Consider the following 18824-nt stretch of genomic DNA (forward strand, 5'->3'; position numbering starts at 1 on the left):
ACTGATGAGTTTTTCCTTAATTTCTTGCAACCGCTTCCTTGACGCAAAATAAGCCATCGGGCCGCTAATGCAGCCCCGCAACCCGGCCAACAACAAATCACTAGGGATAGAATCCGGTTGCTGCCGCAAAGAAGCAATTAATTCTGGAATTTGCTTGCAACGCAGCCATTCCCAAGCTAACAGAGGTACGCTAAATTCTCTGTTGACCACAAATATCCGCGTCCAGAAAGCATAAACTCCGATTCCGTAGCCTTGGAGCGTTTTTTGCAATTCTTTCCAGGTGCGGCGGTGGCGGTGCCAACTCAAAGCTCTCGGCTCGTAGACGATGCAGTAGCCGGCACGCAAAATGCGCGCAAACAGTTCGCAGTCTTCGCCGCCCACAGTCGGAGTTCCCGCCCCCAAAGCTTCGTCAAACAGGCCAATGCAGTCGATCGAACTTTTCCGCAAAGCCATACTCGCCGAAACCCCCACCGGAGAGACTATCAGCGGGTTGCACTGCGCCCCGTCAAAAACTCGGCGATAGAAGCCCCGTCCGTGGGGGCTGTAGCGCTCGAACCATTCTTGCGCTTCGGTTTCCAGTTCCAAGGGCATGATTAGCCCCGTCACGCACATAACTCGCGGATCGCTAAAATTCCACAACAGAGATCGCAGCCAATTCGGATCGGGAGCCGCATCATCATCTGTAAACGCTACGAATTCGTGTTTAGCTTCGCGTAAAGCGCAGTTGCGGGCGGCACTGGAACCCGGTACATCTTCGCGCACGTAGCGGACTGTTGGGTAATTTTTGATTAATTCTTCAGTAACCTCCGTGGCGGGACAATTGTCAATTACTAAGTATTCCTGACCGTCATCTGGCATCAGCATCAGCGCGTCAAGAGTGCGCCGCAAATCTTCCGGGCGATCGCGCGTGCAAACTGCTACTGTGGCGATCGGCATTGCCTGCACGGGCCCCCGCTCATCCCATTCCAGGGCATCGTAGAGCCAATTTTTCCACAAGTTGTCACCAGCAGCATTCCTCAGTGTTTCCCGCAATTCCTCACTGACAATGCGACCTCCGACTACCGGCAAAAGAGCTTGACCGCTCGGTTTTCCCTGCATTCTAATTAAAATCAAGGCTTTGCTGTAACGCTCCTCAACCGCAATTTCTGGCGGGAGTGTGTAGAGATCCAGGTCGATAATAGCTGTTGCCATTGTTAAGCATCTTCTATTTTAGATTTTAGATTTTATCTTTCAAAAAACTCAGAGATTCTCAGTATTTTACCTGATGTATTTTAGCCAAATTTGTTGTATGGCGATCGCAGCTTATCAAGGCCGTACTTGCCGATCGCAGATCGCAAATCAAACATAAACCCTCATTTTTGTTATTGCTGTTATTTATTTTTACTTTCGATTACCTCCTAATGTCAAGTTTTTTTCAGACATAAATTTGACAGCCGAAAACTATCGCCCGGATCGGCTGGTGTCAGTTGCAGGTATTATTGGTATTAATCGCCTTACCAGATATCGCGATTAATACCCAATCAAGGCGTTGCTTAATCAGGGTATGAAAAAAATCAGTTTAAAATCCAGAAGCTTTGTGGGTACTGGTTTCTATGATTGGCATATTTAGTCTTTCATACCGTAAATCAGCAACGCCATCCAACAAGAATGGGATATTACTACTATAAGCACGGAAACAATTAACAGAATACTTAAATCATTTTCCATGAGTTGGCACCGGATGCGTCGAGGTGTTGGGGGAGAGCCAGACCCAATAGAATACAAGGAAAAACAAGCACAACTATCAGAACTACAACGACTCGAAGATCTAGGCGAGATAGATTTATACTATTTAGATGAAACAGGATTTTTTCTAATTCCTTCTGCTCCTTATGTTTGGCAAAATATCGGTGAATATTTATCGCTCAAGAGTTGGCGCAGTCATCGTTTAAACCTCTTGATAATCATGAACATAAAAAACAATTTTAACGCCTATATATCAACTGACACCATCAATTTTAATGTAGTTTCTGCCTGAAACTAATAGTTTTTTTGTGGTCAAACGACATACATTTATTGTAGTCAATCGAGCTTTTATTCATACTACCGATTTCATCTACGACCGACTTGAAGAATGGAAAAAACGCGGTCTATATATCTTTGAAATACCGACTTATTCACCAGAATTTAATTTAATTGAGATTCTGTGACCGTTTATTAAATATGAATGGATCGAAATAAATGCCTATTCTAGCTGGCCAGCTCTTGTTTCATGTGTGGAAAAAATACTTAAACAATTTGGAGAAAATTATGTAATTAATTTTGCTTAACTAGTTATCAGCCTCAAAGCCGCTTGCATTGAGGATATTACTGTGATGCTTCGTTTCTTGATAGCCGTCAGGCGCTCTACCTAACAGGTGCTTGAAAGTCAGCTCCGTATAGCGGTAGCGCGGACAAACGTCAAAAAAGCGCGATCGGTAAAGCTCCGATTTCGCCACTTGGCGCACGAACTCGCGGACGCTGATTTCGCCACGTTTGAGCTGCGATTCGGGAACCGAAAGCCGTTCGCTCTCCATTACGTAAGCATTGCCCAAAACTTGTCGGTACACTGCTTGAATTACGGTGGCGGCTTCCTCCTCCGAGCGTCCGGGCCACAACTGAATAGGGTCTGTGTCTTCAAATAGGGCGACGCCCAATTGAGATGCAGATCCAAAAGTCATTTAAACTCTCTCCTGGATAGCCACAAGGTTTGCTTAGAAAAATGTATCAAAGCTTTTACAAAAAAACCGATCGAACTCATAAACTCCCTATCTGCCCTGACAGCAGCAGTTAGCTAGCACAAGTCTGGTTCTCTAAGTTTTTCTTATTGGACTACACACCGCCCTCAAAACCCGATAGATGAAGATTTGTAAAGTTTTGTCAACATCTTTGGGCTACTGAACTAAAATCTTCTCATAAAAAAGACTAGCTTTTAGCAGGCGCAAATTGTGAAAAAAGGTTTAAAACCCAAAATACAAGATCGAGTTCGCTGCTCCAATCAAAGTGCAATAAAATGTAACTTTTGATGCTGGAACCAGTAGCATTAACTTTGTCGAAAGGCGAAGGCCTAAAGGTCGCTGCCTTCGGGAAATTGCTTTCAGGGCGCTGCATCAAATCTTAAGTGCCATTAGTTTCCTTGCACGGGAGCCGGAACCTTCGAGCAAACATTAAATTCTCTTAGCCCGCGCACCACCGTTTTTTTCTGGATCTGTGGCGGAAACACAGTCTTTTCGTCCGTCTTTCCCCGGTTGATGCGTTGATGACTGAACTCGATCGAAGAGACAAATTCAGTAATTCTCGCTTCAATCGCCAACAAGCCTTCTGGCTGACTGGCTTTTGCACCAGATGTCTAATGAATGCAGTCGCTATTGATGTTTGAATCTGGCAATACTGCAAGTTGCGCGCGATCGCAGGGAGCTAACCGCAGTGATGGATCTCGATTGTTTACCTTACGGCGCAGGCCACGGAGAGGAAGGAGTGTGTTTGCTAGTCCGCATGGGGCCGCACCGCATTTTACTTGACTGCGGTGTAGAGGATGTCTCGCCCCTGTCAGCGACACTAGATCGATCGCTCCCAGCCGATTTTGTGGTGTGCACCCACGCCCACTCCGACCACGCCAGAGGTTTGCTAGCACTTCACCAGTCTTTCCCCCGCTTGCCAATTTACGCCAGCGAAGTGACAGCGCGACTGCTAGCCCTCAACTGGCCGGAACAATCTCAGCAGCCGGAGTCCAAGTTCTGTCAAGCACTGCCCTGGCAGTCGTCGATCGAACTGCGCCCCGGACTAAGCGTTCAGTTATTCCCGTCAGGCCATTTGCCCGGAGCGGCCTCGGTGCTGCTGACTTATGCAGCCCCCCACCGCACCTACACCCTGGTTTACACTGGCGACTTTTTCCTGTCCAATTCTCGTTTGGTAGAAGGTTTGCCACTCGGAGAACTCAGGGGCATGAAGCCGGACGTATTAATTGTCGAAGGCAGTTACGGCACGGCGCGCCACCCTCACCGCCGACAACTGGAAAATCAATTAGCCGATCGCCTCCACCGGGCGATCGCCGACGGGTACTCGGTACTGCTGCCCTCGCCGGCCCTCGGTTTGGGTCAAGAACTGCTGATGCTGCTCCGCAGCCACCACTATTTCACCGGCCGCGACTTGGATATTTGGGTAGACGGCACTGTCGCTGACGGCTGCGACGCTTATCTCGAACTGCTGCCCCAATTTCCCGCCGCCGTCCAAAATTTTGCTCTGCACCAACCCTTGTTTTGGGACGAAAGAGTGAAACCCCGCGTCCGCCGCAGGGCTGCCGAACAGTCTCCCGGATTGGGATCGGCTCCCTGTATTGTGATTGCTGACCGCATTGCTGATTTGAATTTGTATGTTGCCCATCGGACAAATCCTTGGATTTTGCTCGCACCTCAAAAACCCGGATATCCCCTCAAAGACTGGCTCCCCAACTTGCCCGAATCAGGAGTCAGAAGCGTCGAAACTTATTTGCTAGCCGAACACTGCGACGGCCCGGGGACTACCCAGCTCATCCACAACTTGCGTCCCCAGCACGTAATTTTAGTACACGGTTCCCCCGCCTATTTGGCTGACTTAGCTAACTTAGACGAGCTCCGCAACCGCTATCAGTTGCACACTCCAGCGACGGGTACGATCGTTGAACTGCCGATCGGGGAAATGTTTTTGCAGCCCGCGATCCCGGAAACTAACTATGAGGGAGAACTCAGCGAATTAGGCACAGAGGTAGCAATTAGCTTGCCGAGTCCGATAACAGCCGATCCTCGGTGGGCCAACTTTGCCGATACCGGTTTAGTAGAAGCCCGCTGGCAAGGCGAAGAACTGGTACTGCGCGGCATTTCCCAGCGGGAACTGCTTTTTCAAGCCAGCGCCGTTGCCACCAACCTCGAATGCTGCGGCAATTGCCAGCACTACCGCGGCCAGCGCTGTTGGCACCAGTCGAGTGCTTTGTTTGGCTTCAAAGTTACTCCCGACGGTTACTGTCCGGTGTTTGAATCGATACCGGAGTCCGAACTTTTCCTAGATCCGGACACAGAAGGCGATTGAAATATAAATCACGCGCTTTTCCGAATCCCTCCTGCCTTCTGCCCAGTGCCTTAAGCCGATCCCAACGATAAATATTCACGCCTAATTACTTACAGATAGCTAGCAATACGATCGTACTCGAACACAAACGCTTCTTACTCTCATTAAATCGGGTTTTTTGCCTAATTCTTCGAGAAAAAAGGGAGAAAAGTCATTTTCTTTTCCCCCAAATCTTATTTGTGCCTCAAGGGCGAGATCGAAACTAATCTAAATTCGAGTCCGGGTAATGATTGCGAATTTGTTCGGCTTCGGGACAATCGTCAGAAACTAGGGGTTCGCAGTTAGTTCTCGACACCGAAGCCAACTTCTGGGACACAGCTCCAATACTTTCTAGACGCACCATTTCTTCCCAGGAGCTAATTTCGTCTTCTTCGTCGGTTTCGTAGCGCAGCGTGACTAGATCCCCTTCAATATCTAGGATACGAGCGCGCTCTATCCAACGTTGCTGATCTCGAAGAAAAATAGAAACCTCACGACCATCACAACAGAGTTGATAGATTTTGCGCTGTAGCATTTGTCAGTTCTCCTGCGCAGTGTAACTTGCTTAAAATATGGGCTGTTTACCTTGACATACTCCCCAACCTCAAGGCGTGGGGATTCTCGATTCAAATAGCTTTCAGCAAGCACGGCTTGTCTGATATTGCCTAGCCCGATAGTTGATGCCCCAACCTATTTGAGAATTTTGGGATTTTATAGAGTTGAGACCGGATTTTTACATCTGGCGAATCAACAATACATAACTTATCATGAAAGCCGTCCGACAAGGACTGGATTCCTATCCCAATTTTTCTGTAATGTACTTTGAGTTTTAAATCGGAAAGCACAGCCATATTGACTGGCCAGTTTCACGTTTTCTGAAACTTCAACACCGATTGGTGTGATTGAATTTGATTCTACCACTAAATCTATCCAGTACGCCATTTATCCGATCGCAGATTTTGCAGCCGCCGGCATCTCTCGCTAGAGGCATTTGCCCGAATACATCACAGAATCAGGACTTGAGGGAACGATGGTTAAAGAAAATCTCGCGACAGACACTTTTTGCTCAGAAGTCATGTTCAGATTTAATTTGACCCTAATTACTTGGGTCACAAATTCTGCCAACAGTCCCGACTGTTTTGAGGTCTCACTCTGAAACTGTTGATTTTGCCTTGGTTGCGGGATTGCCCTGAAACGCCCAACTCTTTATTATATGGTGGTCAATTCGCAACTGTCTGGAGTATTGTCTTCAATAGCTCGATCGAGCTATAGACTATGTGAAAATGCTCTGTGCGATCGTAGAGTATTGGTGCGCTTTCCTCAAGTACCGCCAAACCGCTCTCAAGTAGTGAGTGACGAAGAGTCAGTGGGTTTGGCGCTGGTGTCGTCATCTCGATCGCTGGGCTGAACCGCCACTAACCGAGTACGATATGGTGGGGGAATCATCCTGTTCTAGTTGAGTCAGCAGAAATCGAGATTTTCACAGCGCAGAGTCTATGTTTGTTGTCGCTCTCTTTTGTCGCTGTTTGAGCTATCCGTCGAACAGTTGACACCAGCAGACAACCTACTACTAACTCGCGCTAGAGATAGCCAGTCTCAGTTCATTAAAGAACTAGGCTATCTAGCTAATGACACCTCGCTTTCGTTCCCCGAAGTCTGGGCATACCTCTAAAGCTAATCAACCGCAGAAAAAGCTAATTTTCCGCTGTGAATACTTTGGGTATGAACTTGATGCCGCCCTCGCCGGAAGCAGAAATATCGCACTCAGAACGCTGCTTTTCCGACAAAACTTGACGAGTACGGGGATATTGTCCGCACTCCCTAATGTGTCGAACAGCGATTCGCGAGCAAAAGCTGAAACCCTTTTGCGGTTTTCAGGCGTTCGTTGCAGTCGAGTTCAGACGCAAGCCCCCACCGTGCAGCCATACTCGGCCTGCGGTGGCGGGTAGTTGACAACAAATTGGAGTCATCGCTCGATCTGTTAAGGAGGGTAATTTATGGTATATGCAGAAAATTGGTCGCAGCCGTCAATCTTGGATCTAGCGCGAAAGGGCAACTTTCAAGCCCTGAATTACTGGATTGACAGTTTGCTCAGACCCGAAGGGATTTATGCCCGCGTCGAACAAGCTCAGGCCGGCTGCGTGCAAATCTTAGTAGAATTCCAGCGCGAATTTACGCCAGATACTACTTTACTGGGGAGCACTCTCCGGGAAGGCTTAGTCAAATTTATTTGTCACCAACTCTGGAGACTTAACTCGCCAGCAGTAGAAGGGGTGCGAATTCACGCGCGGTTGGCTGGAGAACCAGAGATTCTCTGGAAACAGTCGGTGCGAATTGTGACTCCGGCAAATCGGCGGCAGCGGCGTTACCGTTCCCTATTGGTCATAGATTGGGTTAAATTTAAAACGTATCGTTCTCTGCTTTTGGTGGGTTCGGCACTTGCTTCATTTATTTTAGGGTGTTGGGTGAGCTACCACGAGGCTCTGGCTATCCGGTTAGTATCCCCAGTCTCGCCTTACCAGCACGCTGCGGTAATGTCGGGGCCGCCTCCTAAACGTCCAGATGCGGTGCAAGCTGCTTTAGAAGTAGTACCCGTAGTCAAACAAAAGCAGGTTGCTAATCCCTACGACCCCACCGTAACGCTGATGTTCGGAGGAAATGTGAATCTATCGGATGCGATCGCAGCATCTGCAGGTAACGATTATCATTGGGCTTTCGCCAATATGGACGAGTACCGGCAAGCAGATGTTTCGATGGTTAATCTAGAAAACCCCCTGACTAGCTCTACCTTGACTAAGAGCAAAAAACAATTAAATTTTAAAGCAGATCCAGAATCGGTGAAAGTATTAACCGAAGGAGGAGTGGATATTGTCAATCTGGCAAATAGCCACGCTATGGATTATGAGGAACCGGGGCTGGTGGAGACTATAAATACTCTAAACAATGCTGGAATTGGGTATCTGGGAGCCGGTAGAAATATTAAAGAAGCTAGGCGCCCAGATATTATTGAGGTTAAGGGTCAGCGGATCGCTTATCTCGGTTATTACGATGCTGACCTTAACGCCGCCGACCAAGGGAAAGCGGGTACTAACCCCCGCCGCAACAATCGCGTGGCAGAGGATATTCGAGCTCTCAGGGGCCAGGTAGACTGGATTATTGTTAATTACCACTGGGGAGTTGAATTGGCAGATTATCCGGGAGACTGGCAGATTGATTTGGCTAGGTTCACGATCGACCAAGGAGCAGATTTGGTAGTGGGACACCACCCCCATGTCCTCCAAGGTGCAGAAGTTTACAAGGGCCGCCCGATAGTTTACTCGCTAGGTAATTTTATATTCGGCGCGAATGCTCGCAGCGATTACGATACCGCAGTCCTGAAAGTATCGCTCAAAGACAGGAATATGAAGGTAGAATTTCTGCCTGTGGAGGTGAAAAAGTTTCAGCCGAAGGTGGTGAATGGGGCGGCGGGCGATCGGATTCTCAAACGCGTGGAGCAAATTTCTAGTATTTTCGATCGACCAATGCGATCTTCTGTAGTTCTAGATGCCCCAATCAACCCAGGAATCACACCAAAAACTCCAAACTCGACCTTGTACCCAGCCAAAAGCGATATCTACCGACCTAAGCTTAATTCCCCAGTCCCGACCGGTGAAAGCAATCTGCCAGACCCAGCACAACCCAAACCTACTCCGATTTTGCCAGCTTTGCCTGCTGCGCCCAAACAGCCGGACAAATCGTCATTTTTTCAGAATGGGACAGTACCTGCAATGGAGTCGAGTCCGCCTCCTAGTCGAGATTTGCCACCTCGTCTATACCGGACTCAACCTCAAAAACCGAGCCGGGAAGCAGATCCGTTTACTCAAGAGCCATTCATTAAAGAACCGTTTATTTCGCCCCCACCTCGAGGCCAAGGAGAAAGTCCCCAAAGCTATGTTTCCCCGAGTGGGGATCTATCTTTCAAAGTTGGACTCAAACAGCAGCCGACAAACAGGATCGTTCCACACACAGTCGGCGACCCCTCCGGGCCACAGATCGTCCTGCCTCCTCTAGCTAGCATTGGTTAGCTGGTGGGGTCGGAGCTTTTGATGCAGAGGGAGGAAAGGGGCGGTAATGGGTGAACAGCAACATACCAGCCACCAATGATTAACGACCGATTTACTAACAACCAATGATCGACGACCTACTACCGATGACAAATGTGTTTGCGATCGCGCTGAAGCAAAAGCAGTACAAAACCTATATCCTCTCCGACGAAACCGCTAACTCTGCTCTAGAAGTTGTGCCGGAACGGGGCGGTATTGCCATTAGCTGGCTGGTTGAAGGCAAAGAAATGTTCTACTTGGACGCGGAACGGTTCGCCAATCCCGATCTGACTGTACGTGGCGGGATTCCCATCCTGTTTCCGATGTGTGGCAATCTCCCCGACAATACCTACACGTACAAAGGAGTTGAGCGCAAGCTCAAACAGCACGGCTTTGCTCGCGATTTGCCTTGGACGGCGACGGAACAAGTCACGGATGGTTGCGCGGCTATTACCCTGGTGCTTAACAGCGATGAGAAGACTCAGGCTGTTTATCCCTTTGATTTCCAAGTAGCTTTTACTTATCAAATTAAAGGCAATTCTTTGGAAATTGTGCAGGAATATACCAATATTGGTGCTGATCCCATGCCTTTTTCTAGCGGCTTGCACCCTTACTTTTTAGCTCCAGACAAGACAAATCTGCGCTTTGAGATTCCCGGGATGCAGTACAGGGATCAGAATACCCACTCCAAGGGTTATTTTACGGGGGTTTTCGATCCGACGCTGAATGAAATTGATGTTTCGTTTGATGAACTCACGGGTCTTGCTGCGATTGTTACTGACGCGACGCGCAACTTGCGGCTCACCCTCAGTTACAGTTCCAGCTACGGGAAGTTGGTATTCTGGATGGTCGAAGGCAAGGATTTTTACTGTCTGGAACCTTGGACGGCCCCTCGAAATGCCCTCAACACAGGCGAACACTTGATTTATTTGCCCCCCGGCGCAACTTGCCAGATGCTGGTTCGCATGACTGCAACTTTTTTTGAATAAAGACTTGCTATTTGAATAGATGGGTGCTACTATTATAAATTGTGTGCGGTAACAATGTTTTGGCGGGTCGCTAGCTCAGCGGTAGAGCATTCGGCTTTTAACCGATTGGTCTCGGGTTCAAATCCCGGGCGACCCATAAAAAATCTAGAATTTTGAGTTTTGAGTTGAATGCTCGGAACTCAAAATTTTGGTTTTTGAGCTTTTAACTAGAAATTTGCAAAGATAATGCGCGATCGGTTACAAATTGTCTTAATATTGTCGTAAGAATTGAAGTTGTCCAAAATCCACTGCCCGGAAATCACAAATAACTAGGAGGAATATCTATGGCGCTTGTACCTATGCGACTGCTGCTCGACCACGCGGCTGAAAATGGTTACGGCCTACCGGCTTACAACGTCAACAACATGGAGCAAATCCAAGCCATCATGCGCGCTGCTGACGAAACCAACAGCCCCGTGATCCTGCAAGCTTCTCGCGGCGCTCGCTCCTATGCTGGGGAAAATTTCCTGCGCCATTTGATTTTGGCTGCAGTTGAAACCTATCCTCACATTCCCATTACCATGCACCAAGACCACGGCAATGCCCCCGGCACTTGCTATTCTGCCATGCGCCAAGGTTTCACCAGCGTGATGATGGACGGTTCTCTGGAAGCGGATGCTAAGACTCCCGCCAGCTACGAGTACAACGTTCAAGTTACTCGCGATGTGGTGAATGTTGCTCATTCGATCGGCGTTAGCGTTGAAGGCGAACTGGGTTGCTTGGGTTCTCTGGAAACAGGAATGGGCGAAGCAGAAGACGGCCACGGCTTTGAAGGTGCGCTTTCCCACGATCAATTGCTCACAGATCCCGAAGAAGCTGTTAATTTCGTTGAGCAAACCGGGGTTGATGCTCTCGCAGTGGCGATCGGCACTTCCCACGGCGCTTACAAGTTCACTCGCAAGCCGACTGGCGAAATTTTGGCAATCAGCCGCATTGAAGAAATTCACCGCCGCTTGCCAAATACTCACTTGGTAATGCACGGTTCTTCTTCTGTACCCCAAGAATTGCTGGAAATCATCAACAGCAACGGCGGCAAAATCCGCGAAACCTACGGCGTACCTGTGGAAGAAATCCAAAAAGGTATCAAGTGTGGCGTTCGTAAGATCAACATTGATACTGACAACCGTTTGGCGATTACCGCTGCGGTGCGCGAAGCTTTGTTTGCTAAGCCCGAAGAATTCGATCCGCGCCACTTCTTGAAGCCGTCGATCAAGTATATGCAGAAGGTTTGTAGCGATCGTTACAACTCTTTTGGTTGCGCCGGTCAAGGTACAAAGATCAAGCAAGTTTCTTTGGACGATTTCGCAGCTAAGTATGCTAAGGGAGAATTGAGTTCTTCTACTAAGAAGACTGTCGCTGTTTAAGAATTTTAGGTTTGAGATTTGAGATTTATCTGAAGTCTAAAGTTTGGATAGCCGGGTAGCTGCGAAGTTGCCCGGTTTTTGTTTTTGGACAGAAACCGATCAGAGTTGTGATTGACAACTGCGATCGCTATAGCAGTTTTCCTAATTTTGCTTACAATGAAACTAATTTTCGTGTGAAAAACCGTTTGAATCAAAGGTGAAGGAATGGCAAAGGTTATTGCAGTTACAGAAGCAATTAAAAGCCTTGCTGAGGCTGAATCAAGGTTGAATTTGAGCCGAACAGAGGATGAGGCTTTTTTTACTGAGTGGCTAGCCCAATTGCCAAGTCCCAGCGATGCTGAACAGACTGCTTTAGATACGCTACGACGCAGATTGCTATATCATAGAGCAGATGGAGAATTGTTAGAAGGGTCAGTGACTTTGCTGGTGGCATCACCTTTGTTAGAACTGGCGGGTTTCTACGATCCACCGTTTAGAATGAAGGCTGAAGCTGCGGTCGAAATTGCGATCGATGATGGGGAAGAAACGCTGCGGGGACGCATTGATATTTTGATTTTGCTTCAGCAGCTTTGGGTAATGGTTTTGGAGTGTAAGAAGACTACGATTTCGGTGCGATCGGCATTACCCCAAGCATTAGCATACATGATGGCAAATCCCGATCTGGATCAACCGAGGTTTGGGGTGTTGACGAATGGTGATGATGTGTTGTTTGTGAAACTTATGGCTCAACCTACGCCCGAATACGGGTTATCGCGGGCATTTTCGATCTATACTGTGCGTAGTGAATTGCGCTCGGCTTTTCAAGTCTTGAAGCATTTAGGGCAAAGCATTACTAGATCGGACGGCGGTTGAAACCGCGTCTACACAAACGATGTCCGCCTCCGCGGACTAAGAAATAAAGGGGTATTTAAGATAAGACGGCGGTTTCAACCACCGAGTCTTATGGTGGCATATTGCCTCAATACAGGTGAAATAGTGTAAAATTTTGCTTGTTGTTCTATCAAGCAGCGCCGCGATAAAGATTGCAGCGCATTTACCAAATCTGAGGCGGGAATTTGGCTATTTTCTAGCAATTGGGTGAGGTTAATTGCATCGCTTGCTTTGGCTAACAAGGAGATTACTTGTTTTTCTAGTTCGGATAGGCGGCTAAATTGCTGCTGTAAAACATCTTTCAAATCTTCTGGCAACAATATGGTATCATTTGGTAATAACTGATTCACGCCGCCTCCCAATTCTTGAATCAGAGTCGCCACGCTTTTTAACCATAGGGGATTTCCTTGGTAGCGATGAATGAGTGTTTCAATGTTATCGCTTTCTGCTAACCCATAATCTATCAGAATTTTCCGTCCGGCTGCGATGTCTAAACCCTTGAGTTGTAAGGTACGAATGGAAGTATTTTGGTTTTTAACTTGAGTCACTTCTCTGGGTTGTTCCCAACCAATTAACATCAAGCAGCTTTGATGGGATAATTTTTCTATTTGTTTGAATAAAGTGCGATATTCTTCGCATTCAGGTTTATATTTTCCTGCGAATTCGCCGCCACAAAAAAGGTTGTGAACGTCATCTAATATTATTAAACAGCGATGGTTTTGTAAATACTTAATTAACGGTAAGGGTTTCTGGTTGGTTGGGGATGAATCTGGTTTTTGTGAATTGGAAAAAAGCTGTGTTAGGTTAGATTGAAATTTATCTATGGTGGGGAATTCGTCGAGGGTGTACCAAGCTGTGTACTCAAACTCGTGTTTGATTTGTTGTACGAGTTGTACTGCTAGGGTGGTTTTGCCGATGCCGCTGATACCGGTGAGGGTGATGAGGCGGCTGTGTTGTTGTAGAATCCAGGTGGTGAGGGTGTCGAGAGAGGAAGTGCGATCGTAGAAAGCACCCAACTCCGGCATTTCGCTTAAATCTTGATGTAGAGTTTTGATTTGTTTTGAGTTAGATGTTTCCTGATTTGGTGGCTGTGAGTTGGGTAGTTCTGGTGGGTGTCTAGCTTGTCCGCAAATGTTGAAAATACTGCTCACTACAACATCTTGTGCAAAGTTTACAACATTAGAGTTTTGCAACCTCTCCATTGTCGATCGAAAATTTGTTTTATTAACATCTTCTCCCAACTCTTCTGAGAGTATCGGCCATAACTTTGAGCCAACATCCCTGACATAACTCTCGTTACAGTGAATCTCCTCGGCAATTTTGGTATATTTCTCACCTTGCATGGTTCCTCGCAGAATTGCCTCTTGTAAGTTATCGAGGTGCTGACCGGTTTTGGCAAACACCACCTCGTCAGCCATTTTTAACACTTCCTTAAGATTCATGCAGCATCGTGGATGTTGTGATTTTCCGTATTATACCTAACATTTTCCAACATTTTCCAACATTTTCCAACATTTTTTAGACAGGGCGGGTTGGATTAGCCAACAAAATTGCCAACAAAATTGCCAACAAATAATAATTATTTTGCAAGCTCATTAATATAAATTGAAGTTAAATTACTCTCCTGCTTAATAGCTGCGGATTTTAACTTAACTATGACAGACGCCTCTTTATTGAGAGAAAAAAACTGCCCTCACAACGTCGTTTACGAGTTTGAGCCTTCCAAGTTGGTCAGGACTTTTATTTTAGAAAGCACTCAAAAAGACTTAATCTTTATCTGTGAAGAAAACTTGGGTTCGCCAGAATCATTGCTAGACCTGTCGGTGCTAGAGACGCTACTGGGATCGTCTTCACTTACATACAATCCAAGTGGAGTGGCAGATGCACTCTCTTTGATTGCAACAAAAAGCAGTGTACAACGGGTGATCCTGGATGAGTCAGTATTTGACCGGGATTTAGTCTATCTACCAACAGCAGGGCGGAATGCTGCTATTGAAATTAGACCGGACGATCTGCGAAAAGTGCTGATAGATTTAGGCTTTGATTCTGAAGCGGACAAGCCAAAGCTGATTACTTATGATTTTGGCTACACAACTAATAACCAGACCACTCAACACCGAGTTATTTCCGGCATTCAGTCATCAGGGGATATGACGCTGGGGAATTATTTGGGAGCGATTATTAACTGGAAAAAGCAGATCGAAAAGTACGATGAGAATTTCTTTTTCATCGCTGATTTGCACAGCTTAACTGTATTGCCTGACCCGGCTGATTTGCGAGATCGCATTCGCAAGACTGTAATGACTTTGATTGCCTGCGGTCTGGATTTAGAGAAGGCTGCACTGTTCCGTCAGAGCGATCTGGGTGGCTATCATACTGAACTTGCCTGGATTTTTAGCTGCTTGACACCAGAGGGCCGGTTAGAGCAGATGACCCAATTTAAGGATAAGTCACAGAAGCAGCAGATGATAGGAACTGGTTTGAAGACTTATCCTATTTTGATGGCGGCGGATATTTCTTTGTACCAGGCAACTCTTGTACCTGTAGGAGACGATCAGCGGCAACACCTAGAACTGTGTCGGGAGATTGTGCGGCGATTTAATAACCGCTATGGTTACACAATGCCTGTGCCCAAAGCTGAAGTACCGGAAGTTTTAGCGCGTGTAATGAGTTTGACTGATGGGACAAAGAAAATGTCCAAGTCAGATGAAAATCGAGACAGTTGTATCTATTTGTTAGATAGCCCGGATGAGATTAATCGCAAAATTAAACGAGCTAAGACAGACAGCGATCCTACATTAAGCTTTGATGAGAATCGGCCTGAAGTTTTTAACCTGTTAAGTATCTATCAAGTTTTATCAGGTAAGGAAAAGGAAGCAATTGAGCGTCACTTTGAAGGAAAGGGTGCGGCAGCACTTAAACAGGAATTGACAGAATTGCTGGTTGAGGAGTTAAAACCCATTCGACAAAAATACAATGAGTTGGCTAGTAATCCCTGTCTAGTAGATGCTGTTTTGCAAAAAGGTAGGGAGCGGGTAGAGCCAATTGCTAAGCAGACTTTGGCGATCGCTAAGCAGCGTGTGGGGTTGTAATTATGCCACGCTTAATGACCCATTTGGTTGCCAACTATCCCAATCCGCAGGGGTTTTGTGAAGCTCTGAGGGCAATGCTTGAAGTCAATGTTGACTTTTTAGAAATTCAACTGCCCTTCACTAATCCAGTGGCAGATGGAGAGGTTATCTATCAAGCTAACCAGGTAGCTAGAGAGTACGGAGATAGTTTGAAAAAAATTCTAAATACCTGCTGCCAAATCAAGCAGAATAATTTCCCGCATAGTGCAACTAAACTGATGTTAGTAGCCTATGGAACTACCGTTCTGTATAGGGACTTAGCCGAACTGGTCGCTTTACTCAAAGATAACGGTTTTAGTGGCTTGATTATCCCCGATCTCCCTTTTGGTCGATCCCCAGAACAAACTCAACTCAGTCAATTGTGCCAACAACATCAATTACAACTAATTCCTGTAATTGCTAGAAACACTGAGGATCAACGTCTGGAGGAAATAAAAACCTGGTTAGAAGCTAACCAGCTTATCTATGCTATGGCTCGTACTGGTCAAACCGGAGAACTGACCAACCAAGCTGACCCAATAATAAGTAAGTATTTGCATGGTCTAAAGCATTCTCTATCGGACTATCAGATTGCTGTTGGATTTGGCATAAAAGATAAGGAACAAGTAAAGGATTTAAACTCCCAAGGATTTATTGCTGTAATTGGCACGGAAATTGTCAGAAGGATTAGTAAAGCCAAGCAAGCTAATTCTAGTATTTACGATGCTGTTTTTGAATTTTTACAGGAGTTGAAGTGAAGAATATTTATTCTGCAAATCAGTTTGAAATACACGATCGCTATTACGGGGAAAACCAAGAATTTGGCGGTCAGTATGTCCCGGAGATTCTATTGCCGTCTCTGGATGAGTTAGAAGCAGCTTTTCAAAAGTATCGTAATGATGCAGATTTTCTAGCTGACTTGAAAGACTTGCAGCAAGATTTTATTGGTCGCCCTAGCCCCTTGATTTTTGCTAAAAGACTCACAGAAAAACTTTGTGGCGCTAAAATTTATCTAAAAAATGAAGGTAACAATCTTACAGGCAGTCACAAAATCAACCACTGTGTTTACCAAGTATTACTGGCGAAAAGAATGGGAAAAAAGCGGGTAATTTGCGAGACAGGAGCGGGACAGCACGGTATAGCAGTAGCAACAGTTTGTGCTAAATTTGGCTTAGATTGTGTGGTCTACATGGGGCAAAAGGACATTGAAAAGCAGTACCCAAACGTCTTTTTTATGAAACAAATGGGGGCAGATATTGTCCCCGTTTTGAAAGGTAAGCAAAGGCTTGTAGAAGCGGTAGACGCAGCTTTGGGCGATTTTCTTCAAAACCCTGACTCTTACTATATGCTTGGTTCGGCGCTAGGGCCGCATCCCTATCCTGAAATAATGCGCGAAGCTCAAAGGATTGTGAGCGTTGAGACTAAACAACAATTGCAGGAAATAGAAGGGAGATTGCCGGATGTAGTAATAGCTTGCATCGGAGGAGGTTCAAACGCGATTGGGGCTTTTAACGAATATTTGTACGAAGAACAGGTGCGATTGATGGGAGTAGAAGCTGGAGGCGAAGGAATCGATCGGGAGGGGCGACACGCTAGCCGAATTTCATCGGGGCAAGGAAGAATTGGGGTCATGGAGGGGTTCAAGTCTTACTTTTTACTTGATGAGAATGGGCAATGTTTGCCAACAGAAACTATTTCTGCTGGTTTGAACTATGCAGGAATTGGGCCTTTACACGCTTATATGTATTCTGTCGGTCGTCTTGAAATTAGCTCAGTTACTGATACCGAAGTTTTAAAGGCTTTTCAACTTTTAGCTGAGACAGAAGGACTGATTTCAGCTTTAGAATCTGCTCACGCGGTGGCAAAGGCAGTAGAGGTAGCGACAGAACTTGGTAAAGATAAGATTGTGCTGGTTAATTTATCGGGTCGTGGCGATAACTATTTATTTAATATTGCCAAAGGACTCGAAGATAAAGAGTTTAAGAGGTTCTGTCAGGAATTCTCAAAACCCCCTTCTTTATCAGAAATTATCGTCAAGAAACAACAGGTAAGCAATGCCTAGAAACATCCTGATAATTCTACTAGGAATGCTTGCTTTTGGTTTTGCGGGTGGTGCCAGTGGTCCTGTGATTATTGAGATTATTGGTAAGAGCAAAGATCCTCTCACCAATGCCTTCTATAACGGTTTCCCCTACGTTATGTACTTTATAGCTGCTCCTTTGGCTGCCAAACTCATAGAACGTTCAGGGGGTCGCGCATCCCTGCTGGTCGGCTCATTATTCGTGAATGGGGCACTTGGATGTTTTGCTCTGTTTTATAATTCTTCAAGAGGGCTGTTTATTACCAATTTTATCGTCATCACAGGAGCTGCTTTTTTACGGGTAGGTGGCAACACAGTTATCAATCAAAACGCGCAACCAATTAGAGAGCTAGCACAGCCTTTATTTTCTCTCTCAACTAAAGTGGGAACACTTTTGGGGAGGGGTTCGCTAGAGTTATCCACGCTAGTTCCAGCGCTACAAACAGTACGGTCGTCTTACCCATTTGCACCTTTTATGATTAGTGGTGCTGCCTTTGTGCTATCTTCTACCGCTGCCCTGCTATTTTTATGGAAACCACAAAAAACAGTATCTATCCCTCAAAATAGCAAGCCAAAACTAACAACAGATGAATATTTTTCTGTGCTTCCACTCCCTAGCATAATCGCTATTTTCCTGTCTAGGTTTGTCGAAAGTTCCATGGCGTTTAGCATTGTCATTCTGTTTCATTCAAATTACGAAGGATTTTTGAGATCGCAGTCTATAGGGGTCTGTACTACGGCTATAGTTTTGGCTATAGCTGGACATTTCTATAAAGGGCTACTGTCCAGCTTTTTAACAGTAGAAATAGTGATTGTACTCAATTTCTTGGTAATTGCCGGATATGGGGTTTTGATTTCCGCCACTACCAATATACTGATATTATCACTTTCATTTTTAGTTTTGGGGGCGATCGCCAACTGTCTTGACGTTTTTGGAAGGCTTTTTTACGGTAACTTTTATGATAGCCAGCCTGAAATGCAGCCGCGAGCAAGTGCAGTGGCAGAAATATTTACCAATTTCGGATCGATAGGTGGCTATATTATCCCTGGCTTCTTGCTGACTTTTTTACCAAATTACACTTGGCACGTTTGTCTGGGAGTAAGTGTGGTTGCCCTATCTCTAGGGATTTATCACCGCCTCCAATCGGCTAACTAAATATCAAGCAAAATAAATGAAACAGGTATTAGTT

The 18824-nt window shown here is 46.1% G+C and carries 17 protein-coding genes and 1 tRNA gene; 14 read left to right on the forward strand and 4 right to left on the reverse strand.

The features are described from left to right. On the reverse strand, positions 1–1191 hold a 1191-nt coding region (locus IQ270_RS04040), incomplete at its 3' end, for a glycosyltransferase family 2 protein (protein ID WP_193971975.1). Between the two features lie 529 nt (positions 1192–1720). Here IQ270_RS04040 and IQ270_RS04045 point away from each other — a divergent pair. Further along, positions 1721–2017: a hypothetical protein gene (locus IQ270_RS04045; protein ID WP_193971976.1), complete on the forward strand. Its 297-nt coding sequence runs from the start codon at positions 1721–1723 to the stop codon at positions 2015–2017. Positions 2018–2033: 16 nt separating this feature from the next. Then, a complete protein-coding gene (locus tag IQ270_RS32210; RefSeq protein ID WP_368670082.1) occupies positions 2034–2189 on the forward strand; it encodes a transposase in 156 nt (51 codons plus the stop codon). A 120-nt stretch (positions 2190–2309) separates the two neighbouring features. On the opposite strand, the gene IQ270_RS04050 is transcribed toward IQ270_RS32210, so the two are convergent. Continuing rightward, the gene (locus IQ270_RS04050) at positions 2310–2699 is read right to left on the reverse strand and encodes a phycobilisome rod-core linker polypeptide (protein WP_339384279.1); all 390 of its coding nucleotides are present in this window, start codon (positions 2697–2699) and stop codon (positions 2310–2312) included. Between the two features lie 748 nt (positions 2700–3447). Between IQ270_RS04050 and IQ270_RS04055 the strand changes: the two genes are divergently transcribed. Then, positions 3448–5082, forward strand: a complete 1635-nt coding sequence (locus IQ270_RS04055) for an MBL fold metallo-hydrolase (protein WP_193972019.1) — start codon at positions 3448–3450, stop codon at positions 5080–5082. 241 nt (positions 5083–5323) lie between these two features. On the opposite strand, the gene IQ270_RS04060 is transcribed toward IQ270_RS04055, so the two are convergent. Further along, entirely contained in the window at positions 5324–5635 is a 312-nt protein-coding gene (locus tag IQ270_RS04060; RefSeq protein WP_106148100.1) for a DUF6679 family protein, read from the reverse strand. 678 nt (positions 5636–6313) lie between these two features. Here IQ270_RS04060 and IQ270_RS04065 point away from each other — a divergent pair. The 7 genes from IQ270_RS04065 to IQ270_RS04095 all read left to right on the forward strand — a co-directional run bounded on the left by IQ270_RS04065 (position 6314) and on the right by IQ270_RS04095 (position 12426). After that, on the forward strand, positions 6314–6508 hold the full coding sequence (locus IQ270_RS04065) for a hypothetical protein (RefSeq protein ID WP_193971977.1): 195 nt from the start codon (positions 6314–6316) through the stop codon (positions 6506–6508). A 220-nt stretch (positions 6509–6728) separates the two neighbouring features. Beyond that, the gene (locus IQ270_RS04070; protein ID WP_193971978.1) at positions 6729–7049 is read left to right on the forward strand and encodes a hypothetical protein; all 321 of its coding nucleotides are present in this window, start codon (positions 6729–6731) and stop codon (positions 7047–7049) included. Between the two features lie 48 nt (positions 7050–7097). Beyond that, the gene (locus IQ270_RS04075) at positions 7098–9164 is read left to right on the forward strand and encodes a CapA family protein (RefSeq protein ID WP_193971979.1); all 2067 of its coding nucleotides are present in this window, start codon (positions 7098–7100) and stop codon (positions 9162–9164) included. A gap of 104 nt (positions 9165–9268) precedes the next feature. Then, positions 9269–10171, forward strand: a complete 903-nt coding sequence (locus IQ270_RS04080) for an aldose epimerase (RefSeq protein ID WP_193971980.1) — start codon at positions 9269–9271, stop codon at positions 10169–10171. Between the two features lie 64 nt (positions 10172–10235). Further along, positions 10236–10307, forward strand: a tRNA-Lys gene (locus IQ270_RS04085). A gap of 187 nt (positions 10308–10494) precedes the next feature. Further along, complete coding sequence (gene fba / locus IQ270_RS04090) at positions 10495–11574, forward strand: class II fructose-bisphosphate aldolase (RefSeq protein WP_193971981.1); 1080 nt, start codon at positions 10495–10497, stop codon at positions 11572–11574. A gap of 204 nt (positions 11575–11778) precedes the next feature. Next, positions 11779–12426, forward strand: coding sequence for a type I restriction endonuclease (locus IQ270_RS04095; RefSeq protein ID WP_193971982.1), 648 nt, complete (start codon positions 11779–11781; stop codon positions 12424–12426). A 74-nt stretch (positions 12427–12500) separates the two neighbouring features. On the opposite strand, the gene IQ270_RS04100 is transcribed toward IQ270_RS04095, so the two are convergent. Next, positions 12501–13886, reverse strand: a complete 1386-nt coding sequence (locus IQ270_RS04100; RefSeq protein WP_193971983.1) for an NB-ARC domain-containing protein — start codon at positions 13884–13886, stop codon at positions 12501–12503. Between the two features lie 213 nt (positions 13887–14099). On the opposite strand from IQ270_RS04100, the gene trpS reads away from it, so the two are divergent. The 4 genes from trpS to IQ270_RS04120 are packed head-to-tail and all read left to right on the forward strand — an operon-like array spanning position 14100 to position 18790. Beyond that, complete coding sequence (gene trpS, locus IQ270_RS04105) at positions 14100–15536, forward strand: tryptophan--tRNA ligase (protein WP_193971984.1); 1437 nt, start codon at positions 14100–14102, stop codon at positions 15534–15536. 2 nt (positions 15537–15538) lie between these two features. Then, complete coding sequence (gene trpA, locus IQ270_RS04110) at positions 15539–16312, forward strand: tryptophan synthase subunit alpha (protein ID WP_193971985.1); 774 nt, start codon at positions 15539–15541, stop codon at positions 16310–16312. Then, the gene (gene trpB / locus IQ270_RS04115; RefSeq protein ID WP_339384280.1) at positions 16309–17616 is read left to right on the forward strand and encodes a tryptophan synthase subunit beta; all 1308 of its coding nucleotides are present in this window, start codon (positions 16309–16311) and stop codon (positions 17614–17616) included. The genes trpA and trpB overlap by 4 nt, the downstream gene beginning before the upstream one ends. Next, positions 17609–18790, forward strand: a complete 1182-nt coding sequence (locus IQ270_RS04120; RefSeq protein WP_193971986.1) for a hypothetical protein — start codon at positions 17609–17611, stop codon at positions 18788–18790. The genes trpB and IQ270_RS04120 overlap by 8 nt, the downstream gene beginning before the upstream one ends. The last annotated feature ends 34 nt before the right edge of the window (positions 18791–18824 follow it).

This window comes from Microcoleus sp. LEGE 07076 (genome assembly GCF_015207455.1).
Classification (GTDB): domain Bacteria; phylum Cyanobacteriota; class Cyanobacteriia; order Cyanobacteriales; family Microcoleaceae; genus Microcoleus.